This window comes from Streptomyces sp. NPDC001515 (genome assembly GCF_053597115.1).
Genome location: NZ_JBSFHN010000005.1, coordinates 14999 through 32522 on the forward strand (window position 1 = coordinate 14999; position 17524 = coordinate 32522).

General features: G+C 73.4%; 14 protein-coding genes. 10 read left to right on the top strand and 4 right to left on the bottom strand.

The window, feature by feature from the left end:
- The first annotated feature begins 171 nt into the window (after nucleotides 1–171).
- The 3 genes from ACWCXC_RS07835 to ACWCXC_RS07845 all read left to right on the top strand — a co-directional run bounded on the left by ACWCXC_RS07835 (nucleotide 172) and on the right by ACWCXC_RS07845 (nucleotide 3604).
- Entirely contained in the window at nucleotides 172–1404 is a 1233-nt protein-coding gene (locus ACWCXC_RS07835; RefSeq protein ID WP_450685974.1) for a PP2C family protein-serine/threonine phosphatase, read from the top strand.
- Nucleotides 1401–3029, top strand: coding sequence for a sensor histidine kinase (locus tag ACWCXC_RS07840; protein WP_450887609.1), 1629 nt, complete (start codon nucleotides 1401–1403; stop codon nucleotides 3027–3029). Before ACWCXC_RS07835 ends, ACWCXC_RS07840 begins: the two co-directional genes overlap by 4 nt.
- Nucleotides 3030–3148: 119 nt before the next feature.
- Nucleotides 3149–3604, top strand: coding sequence for an ATP-binding protein (locus ACWCXC_RS07845; RefSeq protein ID WP_450685970.1), 456 nt, complete (start codon nucleotides 3149–3151; stop codon nucleotides 3602–3604).
- 64 nt (nucleotides 3605–3668) lie between these two features.
- Here the strand turns inward: ACWCXC_RS07845 and ACWCXC_RS07850 are convergent, their stop codons facing one another.
- On the bottom strand, nucleotides 3669–4382 hold the full coding sequence (locus ACWCXC_RS07850; RefSeq protein ID WP_450887300.1) for a (2Fe-2S)-binding protein: 714 nt from the start codon (nucleotides 4380–4382) through the stop codon (nucleotides 3669–3671).
- A 224-nt stretch (nucleotides 4383–4606) separates the two neighbouring features.
- Between ACWCXC_RS07850 and ACWCXC_RS07855 the strand changes: the two genes are divergently transcribed.
- Entirely contained in the window at nucleotides 4607–5851 is a 1245-nt protein-coding gene (locus ACWCXC_RS07855) for a DMT family transporter (protein ID WP_450887302.1), read from the top strand.
- Here the strand turns inward: ACWCXC_RS07855 and ACWCXC_RS07860 are convergent.
- Both ACWCXC_RS07860 and ACWCXC_RS07865 read right to left on the bottom strand, forming a co-directional pair.
- Nucleotides 5821–7182 carry a transglycosylase family protein gene (locus ACWCXC_RS07860; RefSeq protein WP_450686181.1) on the bottom strand — a complete coding sequence of 454 codons (1362 nt, stop codon included), beginning with the start codon at nucleotides 7180–7182 and terminating at the stop codon, nucleotides 5821–5823. The two genes, ACWCXC_RS07855 and ACWCXC_RS07860, sit on opposite strands and share 31 nt — an antisense overlap.
- A gap of 120 nt (nucleotides 7183–7302) precedes the next feature.
- A complete protein-coding gene (locus tag ACWCXC_RS07865; RefSeq protein ID WP_450887304.1) occupies nucleotides 7303–8277 on the bottom strand; it encodes a hypothetical protein in 975 nt (324 codons plus the stop codon).
- A gap of 190 nt (nucleotides 8278–8467) precedes the next feature.
- Between ACWCXC_RS07865 and ACWCXC_RS07870 the strand changes: the two genes are divergently transcribed.
- The 3 genes from ACWCXC_RS07870 (at nucleotide 8468) to ACWCXC_RS07880 (ending at nucleotide 12763) form a co-directional block, all read left to right on the top strand.
- Entirely contained in the window at nucleotides 8468–10978 is a 2511-nt protein-coding gene (locus tag ACWCXC_RS07870; RefSeq protein WP_450887306.1) for a glycoside hydrolase family 3 C-terminal domain-containing protein, read from the top strand.
- Nucleotides 10979–10986: 8 nt separating this feature from the next.
- Complete coding sequence (locus tag ACWCXC_RS07875) at nucleotides 10987–12072, top strand: LacI family DNA-binding transcriptional regulator (protein WP_450887308.1); 1086 nt, start codon at nucleotides 10987–10989, stop codon at nucleotides 12070–12072.
- A gap of 133 nt (nucleotides 12073–12205) precedes the next feature.
- Entirely contained in the window at nucleotides 12206–12763 is a 558-nt protein-coding gene (locus tag ACWCXC_RS07880; protein ID WP_450887310.1) for a hypothetical protein, read from the top strand.
- Nucleotides 12764–12776: 13 nt separating this feature from the next.
- Here the strand turns inward: ACWCXC_RS07880 and ACWCXC_RS07885 are convergent, their stop codons facing one another.
- Nucleotides 12777–14135 (bottom strand): ROK family transcriptional regulator, encoded by a 1359-nt coding sequence (locus ACWCXC_RS07885; RefSeq protein ID WP_450887312.1) that lies wholly within the window; start codon nucleotides 14133–14135, stop codon nucleotides 12777–12779.
- A gap of 145 nt (nucleotides 14136–14280) precedes the next feature.
- On the opposite strand from ACWCXC_RS07885, the gene ACWCXC_RS07890 reads away from it, so the two are divergent.
- From ACWCXC_RS07890 to ACWCXC_RS07900, 3 genes are all read left to right on the top strand, one after another.
- The gene (locus ACWCXC_RS07890) at nucleotides 14281–15591 is read left to right on the top strand and encodes an ABC transporter substrate-binding protein (RefSeq protein WP_450685997.1); all 1311 of its coding nucleotides are present in this window, start codon (nucleotides 14281–14283) and stop codon (nucleotides 15589–15591) included.
- A 9-nt stretch (nucleotides 15592–15600) separates the two neighbouring features.
- The gene (locus ACWCXC_RS07895) at nucleotides 15601–16611 is read left to right on the top strand and encodes a carbohydrate ABC transporter permease (protein WP_450887314.1); all 1011 of its coding nucleotides are present in this window, start codon (nucleotides 15601–15603) and stop codon (nucleotides 16609–16611) included.
- Nucleotides 16612–16684: 73 nt separating this feature from the next.
- Nucleotides 16685–17524, top strand: a complete 840-nt coding sequence (locus ACWCXC_RS07900) for a carbohydrate ABC transporter permease (RefSeq protein WP_450686000.1) — start codon at nucleotides 16685–16687, stop codon at nucleotides 17522–17524.

Sequence of the window (17524 nt, forward strand, 5' to 3'; positions counted from 1 at the left end):
GTCAAGTCTGCCATGGGCCCGGGGCTGCTCCGTATCGGTCGGATCGGGGCCGCGAACGGGCCGCGCACCGGCCGTTTCCGCCGCAGATGCGTCACATATGCTTCGCAGCGACACGGCGGCGCGAGGCCCGGGGGGCGGTACGTGAGGGAACTTCCTGCGGGCACGGCGGAGGTGTCCCCGGTCCCCGTCGACGCCGTCCACGCCCAGCCCGGTCCCGCGGGCGGCGGTTCGGTGTGGGACGTGGACGCCGTGATCCTGCTCGTCGAGGACGACGCGGGGGACGCGCTGCTGGTCGAGGAGATGCTCGCCGACGGCGAGCTGGACTCCGCCCCGACCTGGTGCCGGACGCTGGCCGAGGCCCAGGCGTTCCTGGCCGGCTGCCGTACGCCCTGCTGTGTGCTGCTCGATCTCCATCTGCCCGACGCGGTCGGCGTGGACGCCGTCACCCGGCTCGTCGCCTCGGCCCCCGACGCCGCCGTGGTGGTGCTGACCGGCACGGCCGAGGCGGACACCGGGCTCGCGGCGGTGGCCACGGGCGCGCAGGACTATCTGGTCAAGGGCCGGCTCGATCCGCAGGTCCTGGCCCGCTCCGTGCGGTACGCGCTCCAGCGCAAGCAGGTCGAGCGGGCGGCGGGAGCGCTGCGCGCCAACCGGCTGATGGCCCGGGAGAACGCCCGGCTGGAGCGCGGACTGCTTCCGGTTCCGCTGCTGCGCGACGGCGGTTTCGAGTCCGTGGCGCGGTACGAGCCGGGGCGGGCCCACGGGCTGCTGAGCGGTGACTTCTACGACGTGGTGCAGACGTCCGACGGGACGGTGCACGCGGTGATCGGCGATGTCTCGGGGCACGGGGCGGCGGAGGCCGCGCTCGGGGTCTGCCTGCGGGTGGCCTGGCGGACGGCGGTGCTCTGCGGGACCGACCGGCTCGAACAGGTCCGGGTCCTGGAGGAGATCCTGGTCGCCGAGCGGTCCGACCCGCATCTGTTCGCCACGCTCACCTCCGTGTCCTTCCCGCCCGGCGGCGACCGGGTCGATGTGGTCAGGGCCGGGCACCCCGGGCTGCTGCTGCGCAGCGGCACGTCGGTGAGCTGGTCGGAGCCGGATCCGGGACTGGCCCTCGGGGTGCTCCCCGGCACCGGCCGCTGGACGGTGTCCGAGCTGGCGCTGCCCGCGGACGGGCGGATCGTGCTGTTCACCGACGGGCTCTTCGAGGGGCGCACCGGCCCGAGGACCCGGCTGGGCGAGGACGGGCTGCTCGCCCTGGCCCGCCGGAACGGGGCGCTGGGCGCCCGCCCCTTCGTCGACGCGCTGGTCGCCGAGGCGTCGAGGGCCGCCGCCCCCTACGGAGGGCTCGCCGACGACGTGGCGGTGCTGCACCTCGGCTGGGCACGCGGGGGTGCGTGGTGATCCGTCCGCGCCCCTCGACGGATCCGTACCGCCCGGGCGCCCTCGCCCGGCTGTCCGTACAGAACTGGGTCCATCTGATCCTCGGCGGCTTCGTGCTCGTGGTGTGCGGGGCGCTGGTGGCCGGAGCGCTGGTCATGTCCCGGATCTCCGACCGTACGACGGAACTGGTGGACCGGATCCAGCCCGCCCGGTCCTCGTCCTTCCAGCTTCAGAACGCCCTGCTCGACCAGGAGACCGGGGTCCGGGGATTCGCGCTGACCGGGGACGACTCCTTCCTCGACCCGTACCAGGCGGGGCAGCGCGCCGAGCGGGAGCGGCTGGACCGGGTCCGGACGCTGGTCGGTGACGAACAGCCCTTCGCCGGCGATCTGGACCGCATCGAGGCCGCCGCGCGCGGCTGGCGCGCCCATCACGCGGAGCCGCTGATCGCCGCCGTCCGCGGCAGCGGTCCGGCCTCGGAGACCTCGCGGCCGATCCGGGGCAGCAAGGACGGCTTCGACGCGCTGCGCCGCCTCTACGCCACGCAGCAGGACCATCTGGACAGCGCGCGCGACCGTGCCCGCGCGGATCTGGAGCGGGCCCGCACCACCCGGGACCAGGTGGTGATCGGCCTGGTCGCCGTGCTGCTGCTGGCGGTGGTCTCGCTGAGTCTGCTGCTGCACCGGACGGTGGGCCGGCCGCTGAGCCGGCTGAGCGCCGCGTCCGACCGGGTGCGGGCGGGGGCGTTCGGCAACCGGATCGAGGTGCGCGGACCGTCCGACGTCCGGGCGGTCGCCGCCGCCGTCGAGGACATGCGCCGGCGCATCGTGGACGAACTGGCCGAGTCGCGGGAGCGCGAGGCGCTGCTGGACGGGCAGGCGCAGGAGCTGCGGCGCTCCAACGCGGAGCTGGAGCAGTTCGCCTATGTCGCCTCGCACGATCTCCAGGAGCCGCTGCGGAAGGTCGCCTCGTTCTGCCGGCTGCTGGAGAAACGGTACGCCGGTGAGCTGGACGAGCGGGCCCGCCAGTACATCGACTTCGCGGTGGACGGGGCGGCCCGGATGCAGGTGCTCATCGACGATCTGCTGACCTTCTCCCGGGTGGGCCGGGTCCACGACCGGTGGCGGACGGTCTCGCTCGACTCCTGTCTGGACCGCGCCCTGGCCGATCTGGCGCTCGCTGTCGAGGAGGCCGGGGCCGTGATCGTCCGCGAGGCCCCGCTGCCGGAGGTCACCGGCGACCCGACCGCGCTCGCGATGGTGTGGCGGAACCTGATCGGCAACGCCGTGAAGTTCCGGCAGCCCGGGGTTCCGTGCCGGATCCGGATCGACTGCGTCCGGGACGGCGAGACCTGGCGGCTGTCGGTGACGGACAACGGCATCGGCATCGCGCCCGAGTCGGCCGAGCAGGTCTTCGTGATCTTCCAGCGGCTGCACGGGCGGGACGCGTACGAGGGCACGGGCATCGGGCTGGCGCTGTGCCGCAAGATCGTCGAGGTCCACGGCGGCGGGATCGGGATCGATACCGGGCACACCGGGGGGACCCGGGTGCGCTTCACGCTGCCCGTCGGCGAACAGCGCCCGCGACCGGCCGCGGACCGCCCGGACCCCGCCGCCTCCGTGCCCGCTCCGGGTGGAGCCGCGTGAGCGCCGGGCGGATCTCCGAGGATCCACCCGCCCCGGTCCGGAGTGGGACGGCCGTGCGCGGGTATGCGCACGCCGAGACATGGTCACCGACCTCCCCTGCGTCACCCTGGCGGGAGCACATGAACGAACAGGTCACCTCCGGGCCCGCCGGGTGTCCCGACGGGGACCCGACGCCCGAGGTCTTGCACAGCGCCGAGGTGTTCGACGGCGAGCCGGGCTGCATCGCCCGCGCCCGCGCCCTGGCCGACCACTTCCTCGCGCGGCTGGCGGCGGAGCTGTTCGCGGTCTTCGGCGAGCACACCCGCAGCGATCTGATGCTGGCGGTGAGCGAGCTGATCACCAACGCGGACCGCTACAGCCAGGGCCCCTATCTGCTGGAGCTGGAGGGCACCGCGCAGCGCGTCAGCGTGACCGTGTACGACAGCAGCTCCTCCCTTCCGCACCTGTACGCCCCCGATCCCACGCGCCCCGGCGGGCACGGCATGGAGATCGTCGTGGCGGTCTGCGACCGGCTGACCGCCGAGCGGGTGCCGGTGGGCAAGCGCATCCGGGCCGAGTTCCAGCTGAGCAGCTGAACGCCCGAGCCGTGGGGCGGGCGGGACGCCGCCCGCCCCACATCCACCCCGCCGGCGCGGCGGCTCAGCCCCTCCCGGCGGCGCCCGGGCGTCCGCGCGGCACCTGGTCGAGGGCGCAGTCGCCGCACAGCCCGCCGCCCGGGACCCGGTAGTAGAGGCAGCAGGTGCGCCGCCGGAAGCCGGAGGCGTGCGGCGCGCCCGTGCCGCGCAGGCGCGGATCGTCGAGGAGCGCGGCGGCCAGGGCACGGGCGCGGGCCGCGGCGTCCGGCCGCCCGTGCGTACGCGCCCACGCCGCCAACTGCCCGGCGGCGCCCGCCAGGGCGGATCCCGCGTTGCCCCACAGCAGCCGCTCGGACACGGGGGTGTCCCGGCGGACCGCCGCGACGAGCGGGACGAGATGGCCGTGGAGGACCGTCTCCCGGATCCGGTCGGCGGTGCCGGGCAGACGGGTGTCCCCGTCGAGCCTGAGGTCGTCGGGGGCGGACGGCCCCGGGTCCCAGCACAGCAGCTCCGGCCGCAGGTCGGGGAAAGTGCCCGTGAGCGCCGCGGGGCCGAGCGCGAGCGACCAGAGCCGGGCCGCGAGACCCAGCTGCGCGACGGAGGCGGCGACCCGCCGCTCCGGCGTTCCGAGCCGCCGGGCGACGCTGTCCAGGCGGGCCGTGAGCGGGGCGTCCTCCCCCGCGTACAACCGGCTCAGCGGACGGTGCGCGCCGCCCGGCACCGGGGCGCTCGCCCCGGCGAAGAACCCTCCCGGGCCCGCGTCCTCGCCCTCCGTCATACGGTCGCCGCCTCCCTCTGCCCGGTCACCCGCCGTGGCCCGACGGCCACCCGCCGTGCCACGGGTTCGCCGTTCACCGTACCGTCGCGCGGTGATCGTTCTGACGTCGGCCGCGAGGAGGACTACCGTCGGGAGGAGGACACCCGGGCTGCTCCCGTACTACCAAAGCAGTACGTGAAATCGCCGTCTCAGGGACGACGACGCGGAGGCTTTGAAGGGAGATCGTGGTGTACATGAGTTCCCTCGCGCTGTCCGTGCTGCTGTCACTGGTCTCCGCGGTCGCCTACGCGGCCGGGGCGATCGTCCAGGAGCGCGTGGCGGCGGCTTCCGAGGACGGCGGTTCCCTCACCCCGCTGCGCAACCGCGTCTGGTGGGCGGCGGTGGTCCTGAACGGTCTCGGCGCGCTGCTGCACGTGGTGGCGCTGGCGTACGGACCGCTCAGCCTCGTCCAGCCGCTCGGCGCGCTGACCATAGTCTTCGCCCTGCCGATGGCCGCCGTGTTCGTGCGCCGCAGGGCCGGTGCGACCGCCTGGCGCGGCGCGGTCATGGCGACCGCGGGGCTGGCAGGACTGCTGGCGCTGACCGGGAGCGCGGACGGGCACGCGCTGGGTGGTCCGCAGCAACTGATGCTCGCCGTGGTGACGTTCGGCGCGGTGGCGGCGCTGATGCTGCTCTCGCGGGCCATGCGGCGGCCCGTGGTGCGCAGCGTCGTCCTGGCCGGTGCGGCGGGCGTGGCCTTCGGGATCGCCTCGGTGTTCACGAAGACCGTGGCGATGCGGTGGACCTCCGGTCAGGTCGGCGAGGGCCTGCCGTCGCTGCTGGTGATCGCGGCGCTCGCGGGGGCGGGGCTGCTGCTGTCCCAGGCCGCGTACCGGGGTGCCGGGCTGACGGCGCCGCTGGCCACCGTGACGGTGGTCAATCCGGTGGTGGCGGCGGCGGTCGGTCTCACGCTGTTCGGCGAGCAGTTCCGGCACGGCACGGTGGGGACCCTGCTCGCCCTGGTGTGCGGGGCCGTCGCGGCGGGCGGTCTGATCATGCTCACCACCGAGCGGATGGGTGCGGAGCGCGCGGCGGACGCGTCGGCCGGGCCCTCCGATGCGGGGTCCGCCTCCTCGTCCACGCTCGCCACCGCCATCGCGCCCGGGGAGCGCGGGGATTTCGCCGGGCCCGCCGGCTCGCCGGTCCCGGCGGGCACACCGTCCGGCCGGCCGGACGGGCCGCCGACGGCGGAGGAGCCGGTCTTCCCGGACGCGGTGCCCCTGCCCGCGCCCCAGGATCCGAGGCGGCCCGCGGTGGTTCTGGGGGCGGTCCCGGCGCCGCCGCTGCGCCACCGGCTGTACCGGGTGGAGTTCGGACCGGCACCGGGTCCGGGCGGCGGCGCGCACACGAGCGCCGCGCCCGTGGGATCTGCCGCCGGGACCGGTGACGGGCCCGGCGTTCAGACGCTGACGCCGCCCGCCCTGAGGTAGGCCAGCGGGTCGATGTCGGAGCCGTAGCCGGGGCCCGTGCGGATCTCGAAGTGCAGATGCGGTCCGGTGACGTTGCCGGTCGAACCGGAGCGGGCGATGCGCTGTCCGCCGCCGACGTGCTGGCCGGAGCGGACCAGCAGCGAGGAGAGATGGGCGTACTGGCTGTACTTGCCGTCGCCGTGCCGGATGACGACCTGGTAGCCGTACGCCCCGCCCCAGCCCGCCGAGACCACCGTGCCGGACGCCACGGCCTTCACCGAGGTGCCGGTCGGCACCGGGAAGTCGACACCCGTGTGGTAGCCGCTCGCCCAGGATCCCGACTGGTGGTAGGGGGTACCGGTCCGGGCCGCGACCGGGGCGGTGAGCCCGGTGTGCTTCCGCGCCCGCTCGGGCTTGTGGCTCTCGGTCTTGTGGCTCTCGGTCTTCTTGGGCGCGACCGGATGGGTCTGCTTGGGCTTGGCGGCGGGTGCGGGGTGGGTCCGCTTCGGCGTGGCGGCCGGCTTGGGGCGCGCCTGCTGGGTGTGCTCGGGCCGGGCGGTCTCGGTCGCGGCCGGGCGGGCCGCCTCGGGCGCGGCCTTGGCCGCGCGCTTCTGGCCGGCGGAGGCGTCCTCGGCGTGGTCCGAGGACGTGGCGCCCTTCTTCGGGGGCGTGCCGGAGACCGTCCGCGCCGTTGTGCCGATGCTCAGCCGCTGACCCGGGAAGATGAGGTCCGGGTCGTCGCCGACGACGGAGCGGTTGTCCGCGTAGAGCCGCTGCCAGCCGCCCGTGACGTGCCGTTCGGCCGCGATCCCGGAGAGCGAGTCGCCGCGCGCCACGGTGTAGGAGTCGCGCACGCCGGGCACGGTCGTCGGGGTCGCGGCGGGGGCGGCCTTGGGAGCGGCGGGCGTGCGGGTGGCCGGCTTCGCCACCGGGGCCGTGTGCTCGGTCTGCGGGCTGATGTCGGGGGTGTCCCCGCCCCGGGACAGGCCCGCCTTCCCGGAGCAGACCGGCCAGGCGCCCGGTCCCTGGCCCTTGAGGACCTTCTCGGCGATGGCTATCTGCTGGTCCCGGGTGGCCAGGTCGGCGCGCGGGGCGTACAGGGTCCCGCCGTACGCGGCCCAGGTCGAGCGGGTGAACTGAAGTCCGCCGAAATACCCGTTGCCGGTGTTGATGTGCCAGTCGCCGCTCGACTCGCACGCGGCGACCTTCTCCCAGACGTCGGCCGACGCCGCGCCCGCGGAGGCGGCGGTGATCAGCGGGAGGGCGATGCCCGCGCCGCCGGCCGTGACCGTCAGCGAGGCCCGGTTGATGCGGCTCGGCTGGTACTTGCGGTGCCGTCCGTTCGCGGCCATGGTGTGGCTCCCCCACTGCTGTAGGACACGTCGCAAGCGGTCAACTTATGTGCAGACAACGGGTGATGACAAGGGCACAGCGCGTTCCGGCCAACCCGTCCACCAGGGGCGCACGGGGCGTCAGCGGAGCGCGAAGGTGGTGGGCGGGGCGGTGCCCACGGAGCGCGCGGAAGCTCCCGGGGCCCGTCCGGTCACCCGGGCGGTGAGGGTGAGCAGGCGTACGCCGCCGTCCAGGGCGCGGGCGCCGGCGAAGCGGAGCCGGAGCGGACGCGCCGAATCCGCGGGCAGGGCTCCGATCGGCAGGGTGAGCGTGTCGCCGCCGAGGGAGCCGTCGTCCGGCGGGGCCACGTCCTTCCAGCGCCCGCCGTCGTCCCACTGGACGCGCAGCTCCGCCGTCACCCGGCGGTTGTCCGAGCCCGGACCGCAGGTGCCGGCGGACTGCGGACCGTCGAGTCCGCTCACGCAGGCACGGAACTCGGCCAGCGCCGTGGCCTGCGGATAGGCGGTGCGCGAACGGTTGGTGACGGTGTAGCGCACCTCGGTCCACGGCCCGTCGCCGAGGGAGGCCGGTTCGTGGAGCTCGGCCCTGCCGAGCGACAGCGCCACCGGGTGCACGCCCCCGTGCGCCCGCACGAGCGTGCGGGCGCCGTCGGACACGCTGATGTCCAGCGGGAGCGCGTCGCCCTCCGCCCGGGGTCGCCCGTGCGGCGTGAAGCCCAGGAAGGCGGTCGTGCCGCCGTGGGGCAGGCCCATCCGGAACGTGCCGGACGCGCCGCTCCCGTCCTTCCTGAGCGGCAGCTTCGTCCAGCCGTGGCCCGACTTCTCCTCCACGTCCGGCAGGGGGTCACCGGAATGGCCGGATCCGATGTGCAGCCGCACGACGACGTCCGGGCGGGCGGCCGTTCCGTTGGAGAGACGCAGCATCAGGCCGAGCCAGTCGTCGGACGGGCTCATCTCCTCCAGCTCCAACGAGACGGCGCCGGAGGCCGAGGGGCCCGGTCGCGGACCGGCTCCCCCTCCGCCGCACGCCGCCACGAGGGCGAGCGCAACGAGTACGACCGTGCCGCGCAGCCCTCTCGCGCCTCCACCCGACATGGCGCGCCCTCCCCCGGAACCGACGACCGCAGGCATCCTAGGCCACTTCCGCGCGGTGGACCGGGCATCGCGGTACGGGCGTCACGGTCCCCATTGACACGGTCGGCGTCGGCCAGCGACGCTGGGCGCGACATCCTGGGAGAGCGCTCTCCGATCATGGGGGCGCGGTGCGCGAAGGAGCACGGCCGCCATGACGGACGAAGAGATCGACGCGTTGCTCGACAAGCTCGACACGGCGGGAAAAGTGCGGCTGCTGACCGGCGCGAGCACCTGGCGCACCCGCGGTGAACCGGCGATCGGGCTGCGGCAGCTCACCCTCTCCGACGGGCCGGCCGGAGTGCGCGGCGAGACCTGGGACGAACGCGAGACCTCCCTCGTCCTGCCCTCCCCGACCGCGCTCGCCGCGACCTGGGACGAGCCGCTGCTGACCGGCCTCGGCGCACTGCTCGCCTCGGAGGCCCGCCGCAAGGGGGTCGACGTACTCCTCGCGCCCACGCTGAACCTGCACCGGTCGCCGCTGGGCGGACGGCATTTCGAGTGCTTCTCCGAGGACCCGCTGCTCACCGGGCGGACCGGTGCCGCGCTCGTCCGGGGCATCCAGTCGGGCCGTGTGGCGGCCACCGCCAAGCACTTCGTCGGCAACGACGCCGAGACGGACCGGCTGACCGTCGACGTCCGCATCGACGAACGGACGCTGCGCGAGGTCTACCTCGCCCCGTTCGAGGCCGCCGTGGACGCCGGGGTGTGGGCGGTGATGTCCGCGTACAACCGGGTGGAGGGCGTGACGATGTCCGCCTCCCCGCTGCTGGAGCACCCGTTGAAGGAGGAGTGGGGGTTCGACGGGACGATCGTCTCCGACTGGGGAGGCGTGCGCACCCTGCTGGACTCCGCACGCTCCGGCCAGGACCTGGCGATGCCGGGCCCGGAGGGGCCGTGGGCGGCGGGGCTGCTCGACGCGGTGGAGCGGGGGCTGGTGGACGCCGCGACGGTCGACGACAAGGTGCGCAGGCTGCTGCGGCTGGCCGGACGGGTGGGCGCCCTGGGACCGGAGCGTCCCGCGCGGCGGCCGGCCCCCGCCCCCGACGCCCGCCGCGCGCTGCTGCGCCGCGCCGTCTCGGCCGGCGCGGTGCTGCTGCGCAACGACGACGCGCTGCTGCCGCTCGACCCGGCGGCCCTGCGCTCGGTCGCCGTGATCGGTCCGCACGCCACGGCCGTACGCGTCCAGGGCGGCGGCAGCGCCGAGGTGTTTCCCGAGAGCGTGGTCACCCCGCTGGCCGGGATCGAGAAGGCGCTGGACGGGGTGGCGGCCGTGTCCTACCGCCCCGGCCTCCCGCCGTCGCCGCGTCCCGTCCCGCTCGGCCGCGACCGGGCCCGCGATCCGCGCACCGGCGAACCCGGTGTGCTCGTCCGGCTGCTGGACGAGCGGGGCCGCGAACTGCACGCCGAACACCGGCTGTCCGGGCGGATCGTCGAGCCGTCGGTCCCGGCCGGCCCGGCCGCGGCCGTGGAGATCCGCGCCCTGTTCCGGCCGGGCGCGACCGGGGAGTGGACCTGGGCGGTGGGCGGCTGGGGCCGCATCTCCCTCTCGGTGGACGGGCACGAGGTGCTGAACGGAAACTTCCCGGTGGACAGCGACGATCCGACCCGGGTCCATGTCGCCCCGCCGCTGCGCACCGCCCGCGCCGCGCTGACGGCGGACCGCGAGGTGGAGGTGGTGGCCCGGCGCGCACTTGCCCCGGGCTCCGGCGTGGCGACGGTCCTGGCCGCCGCCCCTCCCCCGTCCGATCCGGGTCTCGCACGGGCCGAGGCGGTGTCGGCGGCCCGGGTGTCCGACGTCGCCGTGGTGGTCGTCGGGACGACGGAGCAGAGCGAGTCGGAGGGGCACGACCGTACGGACCTGGCTCTGCCGGACGGACAGGACGCGCTCGTACGGGCCGTGGCACGCGCCAACCCGCGCACGGTCGTCGTCGTGAACTCCGGAGGCCCGGTCGCCCTGCCCTGGCACGAGCGGGTGCCCGCGCTGCTGCTCGTCTGGTTCCCCGGGCAGGAGGCCGGTGACGGTCTGGCGGACGTGCTGTTCGGGCGGTCCGAGCCGGGCGGCCGGCTGCCCACGACCTGGGCCGCCGCGCAGCGCGACGTCCCCGTCCTCACGACCGCGCCGGGTCCGGACGGAACGCTGCGCTACGAGGAGGGCCTCCACATCGGTCACCGGGCCTGGCTGCGCTCCGGCGTGGCCCCGGCGTACTGGTTCGGCCACGGCCTCGGGTACACCGACTGGGCGTACCAGGAGCTGTCGACCCCCGCGTCCGTGGCGTCCGGGGAGCCCTTCGACGTCCGCGTCCGGGTGCGCAACACCGGGCGGCGGCGCGGTCGCGAGGTGGTGCAGGTGTACCTGGCGCGGGAGGCGTCGGCCGTGGAGCGGCCGGTGCGCCGGCTCGTGGGATACGCGGCGGTGGAGGCGGACCCCGGCGAGAGCACGGTCGCGGTGGTCCGGCTGGACGCGCGCGCCCTGGCCCACTGGTCGCCCGAGCGGGGCGGCTGGGAAACGGAGCCGGGCGGATTCACGCTGCTCGCAGGGCGTTCGGCGGGTGATCTGCCGCTGGCCGCGGGGGTGGTGGCCAGGGCTCCGGCGGATTCGCCCGGGAAAGGATCCGGTAACGGTTCGGAGCACGATGGAGAGCGCTCTCCGCTGGTGCTATAAATGCGCTCATGACGGATGACCCGAGACCGGCCGGCACACCCACTCTCGAAGACGTGGCGAGGGCGGCCGGGGTCTCCCGCGCCACCGTCTCCCGGGTGATCAACGGCGTACGCAATGTGGACCCGGTGATCCAGGAGACGGTGCGCCGGGCGGTCTCCGAGACCGGTTACGCGCCCAACCGGGCCGCGCGCTCCCTGGTGACGCGCCGCACGGACGCCATCGCGCTGGTGGTGTCGGGGGCGGGCGTGGAGTCCGAGCCGGTCGAGGGGGCGGAGGGGACGGAGAGCGACGACGGGGCGTCGTTCACCGCCCAGGTCTTCGCCGACCCGTTCTTCGGGCGGGTGGTGACCGGGGTGGTCAACTATCTCCGGCCGCGCGGGATGCATCCGGTGCTGATGTTCGCGGAGACCACCCGGGCGCGCGAGGACGTGGTGTCGTTCCTGCGGCAGGGCAGCGCGGACGGCGCGCTGGTGGTCTCGACGCACGCGGAGGACCCGCTGCCGGGCCTGCTCACCGACGCCGGGCTCCCGGCGGTGCTGTACGCGCGCCCGGCCCGGCCGGTCCGGATCAGCTATGTCGACCTGGCCCACCAGGACGGTGCCCGGCTGGCCGCCGAACATCTGCTGGCCCGGGGCTGCCGCCGGGTGGCGACGATCGCGGGTCCGCTGAACGTGCCCGCCGGCCAGGAGCGGCTGACGGGCTTCAGCGAGGCGATGGCGCGGCACGGCCACGCGTACACCCCGATCGCGGAGGGGCGGTTCACCCAGGAGAGCGGCGAGGCGGCCATGGAACGGCTGCTGGCCGAACACCCGGACATCGACGGGGTGTTCGCGGCCAACGATCTGATGGCCGTGGGCGCGTGCCATGTCCTGCGGGAGCACGGCAGGCGGGTGCCCGAGGACGTCGCCGTGGTCGGTTTCGACGACAGCAGCGCGGCGTCCGCCTGCCGGCCGCCGCTGACGACGGTCCGCCAGCCGGTGGAGGCCATGGCGGCCGAGATGGCCCGGCTGCTGATCGAACGTCTCGGCACACCGGACGGCGCCGCGACCTCGGTGATCTTCGAACCGGCGCTGGTGGTGCGGGAATCGGCGTAACCGCGGTCCTGCCGTGCCTCGGGGTCCTCCGTTCGGACCGGGCCGGATCGGGGAGCGCGCCGCCGCGTGTTGTGCGGGGCGGCGCGGCCGTAAAGGATCGGAGGGTAGCGGTGGATGTGGATCGGGGGCCCTGGTGAGCGTGACCGAACGGATTCTTCCCCTCGCGGGTGTCGCCCTGGGCGCGCTCCTGTCGTGGGCGGTGAGCAGCCTGAACGAGCGGGCGAAGTGGCGCAGGCAGCAGTCCGTGCGGTGGGACGAGCGGCGTCTGACGGCCTATGCGGAGTACGCCCACGCGGTGAAGGAGCTGGCGGCCCGCTACCACATGGTCGCCGCCGCGCAGGGGCTGGTGACCGGGCCGATGGAGCTGGAGCCGACGCCGGAGGTGCTGGCCGAACTCGGGGAGATGGAGTCCCGTCGCTCGGCACTGTCGGAGACGCTCGGGCTGCTCGGTGACACGGAGGCGAACACCGCGTCGAAGACCGTGGACCACTGCCTGTGGCGGCTGGAGTGCCTGGCCCGGGGCGTTCCCCTGGAGACCGAGCAGAACTGGGACGAGGCCCTTCAGGAGTTCCGCGCCGCGCGGAGCCGGTTCGTTGAGCACGCGCGGGCGAGCCTCGGTGTGCGGGGGGCCGCGGCCCGGGACGTGCCCTGGCCCGCGGAGTGGCGTCCCGCCTCCCGGACGCCGTCCTGAGCCACGGCCCTCCTCACCTCGTCGCGTCCGGCGCGGAACGGGCGCGGTCCCTGCCGCGTACGGTGTCGGCGGCCGTGCGCAAGCCGGGGGCCGGGGCGGCGGGCCGCGGTTCGGGCGACGGGCGGCTGCCGCCCCGGGCCAGGAAGTCCGAGAGGGGCAGCGTGGCGGCGCCGACCGTCACGGCGTCGGGCCCCAGGCTTCCCATCTCGATGGTGGTGCGGGCCGCCGCGTGGCGCAGCGCGTACTCCTCCGCGTAACGGCGGATGTCGGGCAGCAGATGGGGGCCGATGAGCAGTCCGGCCCAGCCGCCGATGAGGATCCGCTCGGGCAGGAAGAGGTTGATCAGGTCGCCGAGGGCCGCCCCGAGGCATTCGGCGGTCTCGTCCAGGAGGGAGACGGCCAGCGGATCGGGGTCCGCCCCGTCGTCCGGGTAGGCGGCGGTGAGCAGGGCGGCGAGCGCGGTCTCGTCGTCGGCGTCGGCGGGCAGCGGGCCGCCGGCCTCGTGCCAGCGCCGGCGCATGGCCTCGGCGCCGGCGTACGCCTCCAGGCAGCCGATCGAGCCGCAGCGGCAGCGGCGGCCGCGCAGTCGCACGGTGGTGTGGCCCCATTCGAGGGCCATGCTGTCGCGGTCGTCGTCGAGCAGGTCGCCCCGGTTGACGCAGGCGTTGACGCCGGAGCCGATGAGGGCGATGGCCGAGGCGCCCGCGCCGCGTCCGCCACCGAACCACATCTCCGCCTGGCCGAGCGTCTTGGCGCCGTTGTCGATGAAGAAGGGCACTTCGGCGGGGACCTTGACGGCGTCGCGGAGCAGCCGTTCGAAGGGGACGGCGCTCCAGTCGATGGTCTGGCCGTGGACGACCGAGCCCACGTCCCCGATCGCGCCGTCGGGGGCGTCGCGCTCGATGATGCCGGGGACGCCGATGCCGATGCCGAGCAGTGAGCGCGGGTCGGCCCCCGCGTCGCGCAGGACGTCCGCGACGCCGCTGCGGACATGGCCGACGATGCGGTCGACGTCGTAGCCGTGCTGGGCCAGCAGGCGTTCGGTGCGGGCGAGTTCGGTGAGCGCGAGGTCGAACAGCTCGACCCTGATCCGGGTCTCCCCGATGTCGATGCCGACGAGCAGTCCCCCGCCGGGGGCGACGCGCAGGAGCGTACGGGGGCGGCCGCCGTCGGAGTCGACGACACCGGCCTCCTCCAGCAGGCCCTCCGCGACGAGTTCCGCGACGACGTTGCTGATGGACCCCGAGCTGAGCCCGGTGGCGGGACCCAGCTCCTGGCGGCTCAGCGGGCCGTCGAAATACAACCGTTGCAATACCCGGGCCCGGTTGCCCCGTCGCAGGTCACGCACGGTCCGTCTGTTGCGCTCAGCCATGTGGCTCCTTCCCTTCCCGCAACATACCGCGACCGCGGGACTTGACGCGACCTTCCCTCACCTCTTAAATCACGTCATAAATTAAGACCTGAAGGTCGTTCGGTTCCCGGACACGGCCTTCCTCCCCGGAAAGGGGCCATCCCGTATGCGCACCATCAGAGCCGCGGCAGCCGCCACCCTCGCCGTCTCCATCGCCGCCGGAGTCACCGGCTGCGGCGGCGGCACGTCCTCGGGCGGCAGCAACGATTCACCCAAGACCCTCACGTACTGGGCGTCCAATCAGGGCCCGAGCATCGAGGCGGACAAGAAGATCCTGACCCCCGAGCTGAAGAAGTTCGAGGAGCAGACCGGCATCAAGGTCAAGCTGGAGGTCGTGCCCTGGGCCGACCTGCTCAACCGCATCCTCGCGGCCACCACGTCCGGCCAGGGCCCGGACGTCCTGAACATCGGCAACACCTGGTCCGCGTCCCTCCAGGCGACCGGCGCGCTGCTCCCCTGGGACAAGGCCAACTTCGACGCGATCGGCGGCCGGGACCGCTTCGTCGACTCCGCGGTGGCCTCGGCCGGCGCCGAGGGCAAGGACCCGGCCGCGGTGCCCCTCTACTCCCTGGCGTACGCCCTCTACTACAACAAGAAGAGCTTCGCCGAGGCCGGCATCACCAAGCCTCCGGCCACCTGGGACGAGCTGGTCGAGGACGGCAAGAAGCTCTCCAAGGACGGCAAGTGGGGCCTGGGCGCGGAGGGATCGAACCTCTCCAACAACATCCACCAGACCTTCGTCCTGGGCCGGCAGCACGGCGCGGACTTCTTCGACGCCGAGGGCAAGCCGACCTTCACCTCCGACGGCGCCGTCGCGGCCGTGAAGCAGTACATCGACTTCATGGCCAAGGACAAGATCATCGCGCCCGGCAACGCCGAGTACGCCCAGAACCAGTCCCTGACGGACTTCGCCAAGGGCAGGACCGCGATGGTGCTGTGGCAGGCCGCGGCCTCGACCTTCGCCTCCCAGGGCATGAAGCCCGAGGACTGGGGCGCCGCCCCCGTGCCCGTCCCCTCCGGTACCCCCGGCCAGGGCGAGAACGTGAACTCGATGGTCGCGGGCATCAACATGGCGGTCTTCAAGAACACCAAGAACCTCGACGGCGCCAAGAAGTTCGTGAAGTTCATGACGAGCGACGCCGAGCAGAAGCTGCTCAACAAGACCTACGGATCCATCCCGCCGGTCAAGGCCGCCCAGGCCGACGCCGCCTTCTCCGCGCCCGACCTGGCGGTGCTGCGCGACACCCTGGCCAAGAGCGCCGCGCCGCTGCCGCAGGTGCCCAACGAGTCGCAGTTCGAGACCGCCGTCGGCACCGCCGTCAAGGAACTGTGGGCCGATGCCGCGGCCGGACGTTCCGTGACCACCGAATCCGTCAAGGCGCGCCTCGAAAAGGCCCAGCAGACGATGCAGCAGTAAGGCAGCTTCATGACCGCCACCGTGACCACCGACCACCCGAAGCGGACATCGGGCGGGGTGACGAGCCGGGGCACCGGGGATGCGCGCGGGAGACTGCCGCGCATCCCCGACCGGATCCGCCAGGGCGGACTGCCCTATCTCCTGCTCCTGCCGGCCGTCCTGCTCGAACTCCTCGTCCATGTGATCCCGATGATCATCGGGATCGTGATGAGCTTCCGCCGGCTCACGCAGTTCTACATCAACAACTGGGGCGGGGCGCCCTGGAGCGGCTTCGACAACTACAAGGTCGCCGTCGACATCAACGCCCCCATCGGCGAGGCACTGCTGCACTCGTTCTTCGTGACCTGTGTCTTCACCTTCTTCGCCGTCGGCCTGGCGTGGCTGTTCGGTGTCGCGGCGGCGATCATGCTCCAGGAGAACTTCCGCGGCCGCGGCATCCTGCGGGCGATCTTCCTGGTCCCGTACGCGCTGCCCGTCTACGCGGCCGTGATCACCTGGGCGTTCATGTTCCAGCGGGACAACGGGCTGATCAACCACGTGATCCACGACCAGCTCGGGCTCACCGACCAGCCGTCGTTCTGGCTGATCGGGGACAACAGCATCTACGCGCTGATCATCGTCTCGGTCTGGAAGGGCTGGCCGTTCGCCTTCCTCATCGTGATGGCCGGCCTCCAGAACATCCCGCGCGAACTGTACGAGGCCGCCTCGATCGACGGCGCCGGCATCTGGCAGCAGATCCGCAAGATCACGCTGCCCTCGCTGCGCCCGGTCAACCAGGTCCTGGTCCTCGTCCTGTTCCTGTGGACGTTCAACGACTTCAACACCCCGTACGTACTGTTCGGGAAAGCCGCGCCTTCGAGCGCGGACCTCATCTCGATCCACATCTACCAGTCGTCGTTCGTCACCTGGAACTTCGGCACCGGATCGGCGATGTCCGTCCTCCTGCTGCTGTTCCTGCTGCTCGTGACGGCCGTCTACCTGTTCGTCACCTCGCGCGGAAGGAAGGGCTCCCATGCCTAGCCACGCCCAGCCGGCCGCGCTGCCGGCCTCGCGGGGAACACGCTCGCGCCCCCGTTCCCGCACCCGTTCGCCGATGGCCGCGCCGCAGTCCTTCCTGTGGACCCGTCGCGTCGTCCTGACGTTCCTGGCGCTCTTCGCGCTGCTGCCCGTCTACGTCATGGTCAGCAGCTCGCTCAAGCCGCTCCAGGACGTGTCGGGGAAGTTCCACTGGATCCCGTCCGGGCTGACCGTCAAGCCGTATTTCGACATCTGGAAAACCGTTCCGCTCGCCCGCTACTTCGTCAACTCGCTGATCGTGGCGGGCACGGCGACGGTCCTCTCGGTGATCATCGCGGTGTTCTCCGCGTACGCCGTGAGCCGCTACAAGTTCCGCGGCAAGCGCGTCTTCACCGTCACGGTGCTGTCGACGCAGATGTTCCCGGGCATCCTCTTCCTGCTGCCGCTGTTCCTCATCTTCGTCAACATCGGGAACAGCACCGGGATCGCCCTGTACGGCTCGCGCGGCGGACTGATCCTCACGTATCTGACCTTCTCGCTGCCGTTCTCCATCTGGATGCTCATCGGCTACTTCGACTCGATCCCGAGGGATCTGGACGAGGCGGCGCTGGTCGACGGGTGCGGACCGCTCGGTGCGCTGTTCCGGGTCGTCGTCCCGGCCGCGGTGCCCGGCATCGTCGCCGTCGCCGTGTACGCGTTCATGACGGCCTGGGGCGAGGTGCTCTTCGCCTCCGTGATGACCAACGACACCACCCGCACGCTCGCCGTCGGCCTCCAGGGCTACGCCACGCAGAACGACGTGTACTGGAACCAGGTCATGGCCGCCTCCCTCGTCGTCAGCGTGCCGATCGTCGCCGGGTTCCTGCTGCTCCAGCGGTATCTGGTGGCCGGCCTCACGGCGGGAGCCGTCAAGTGA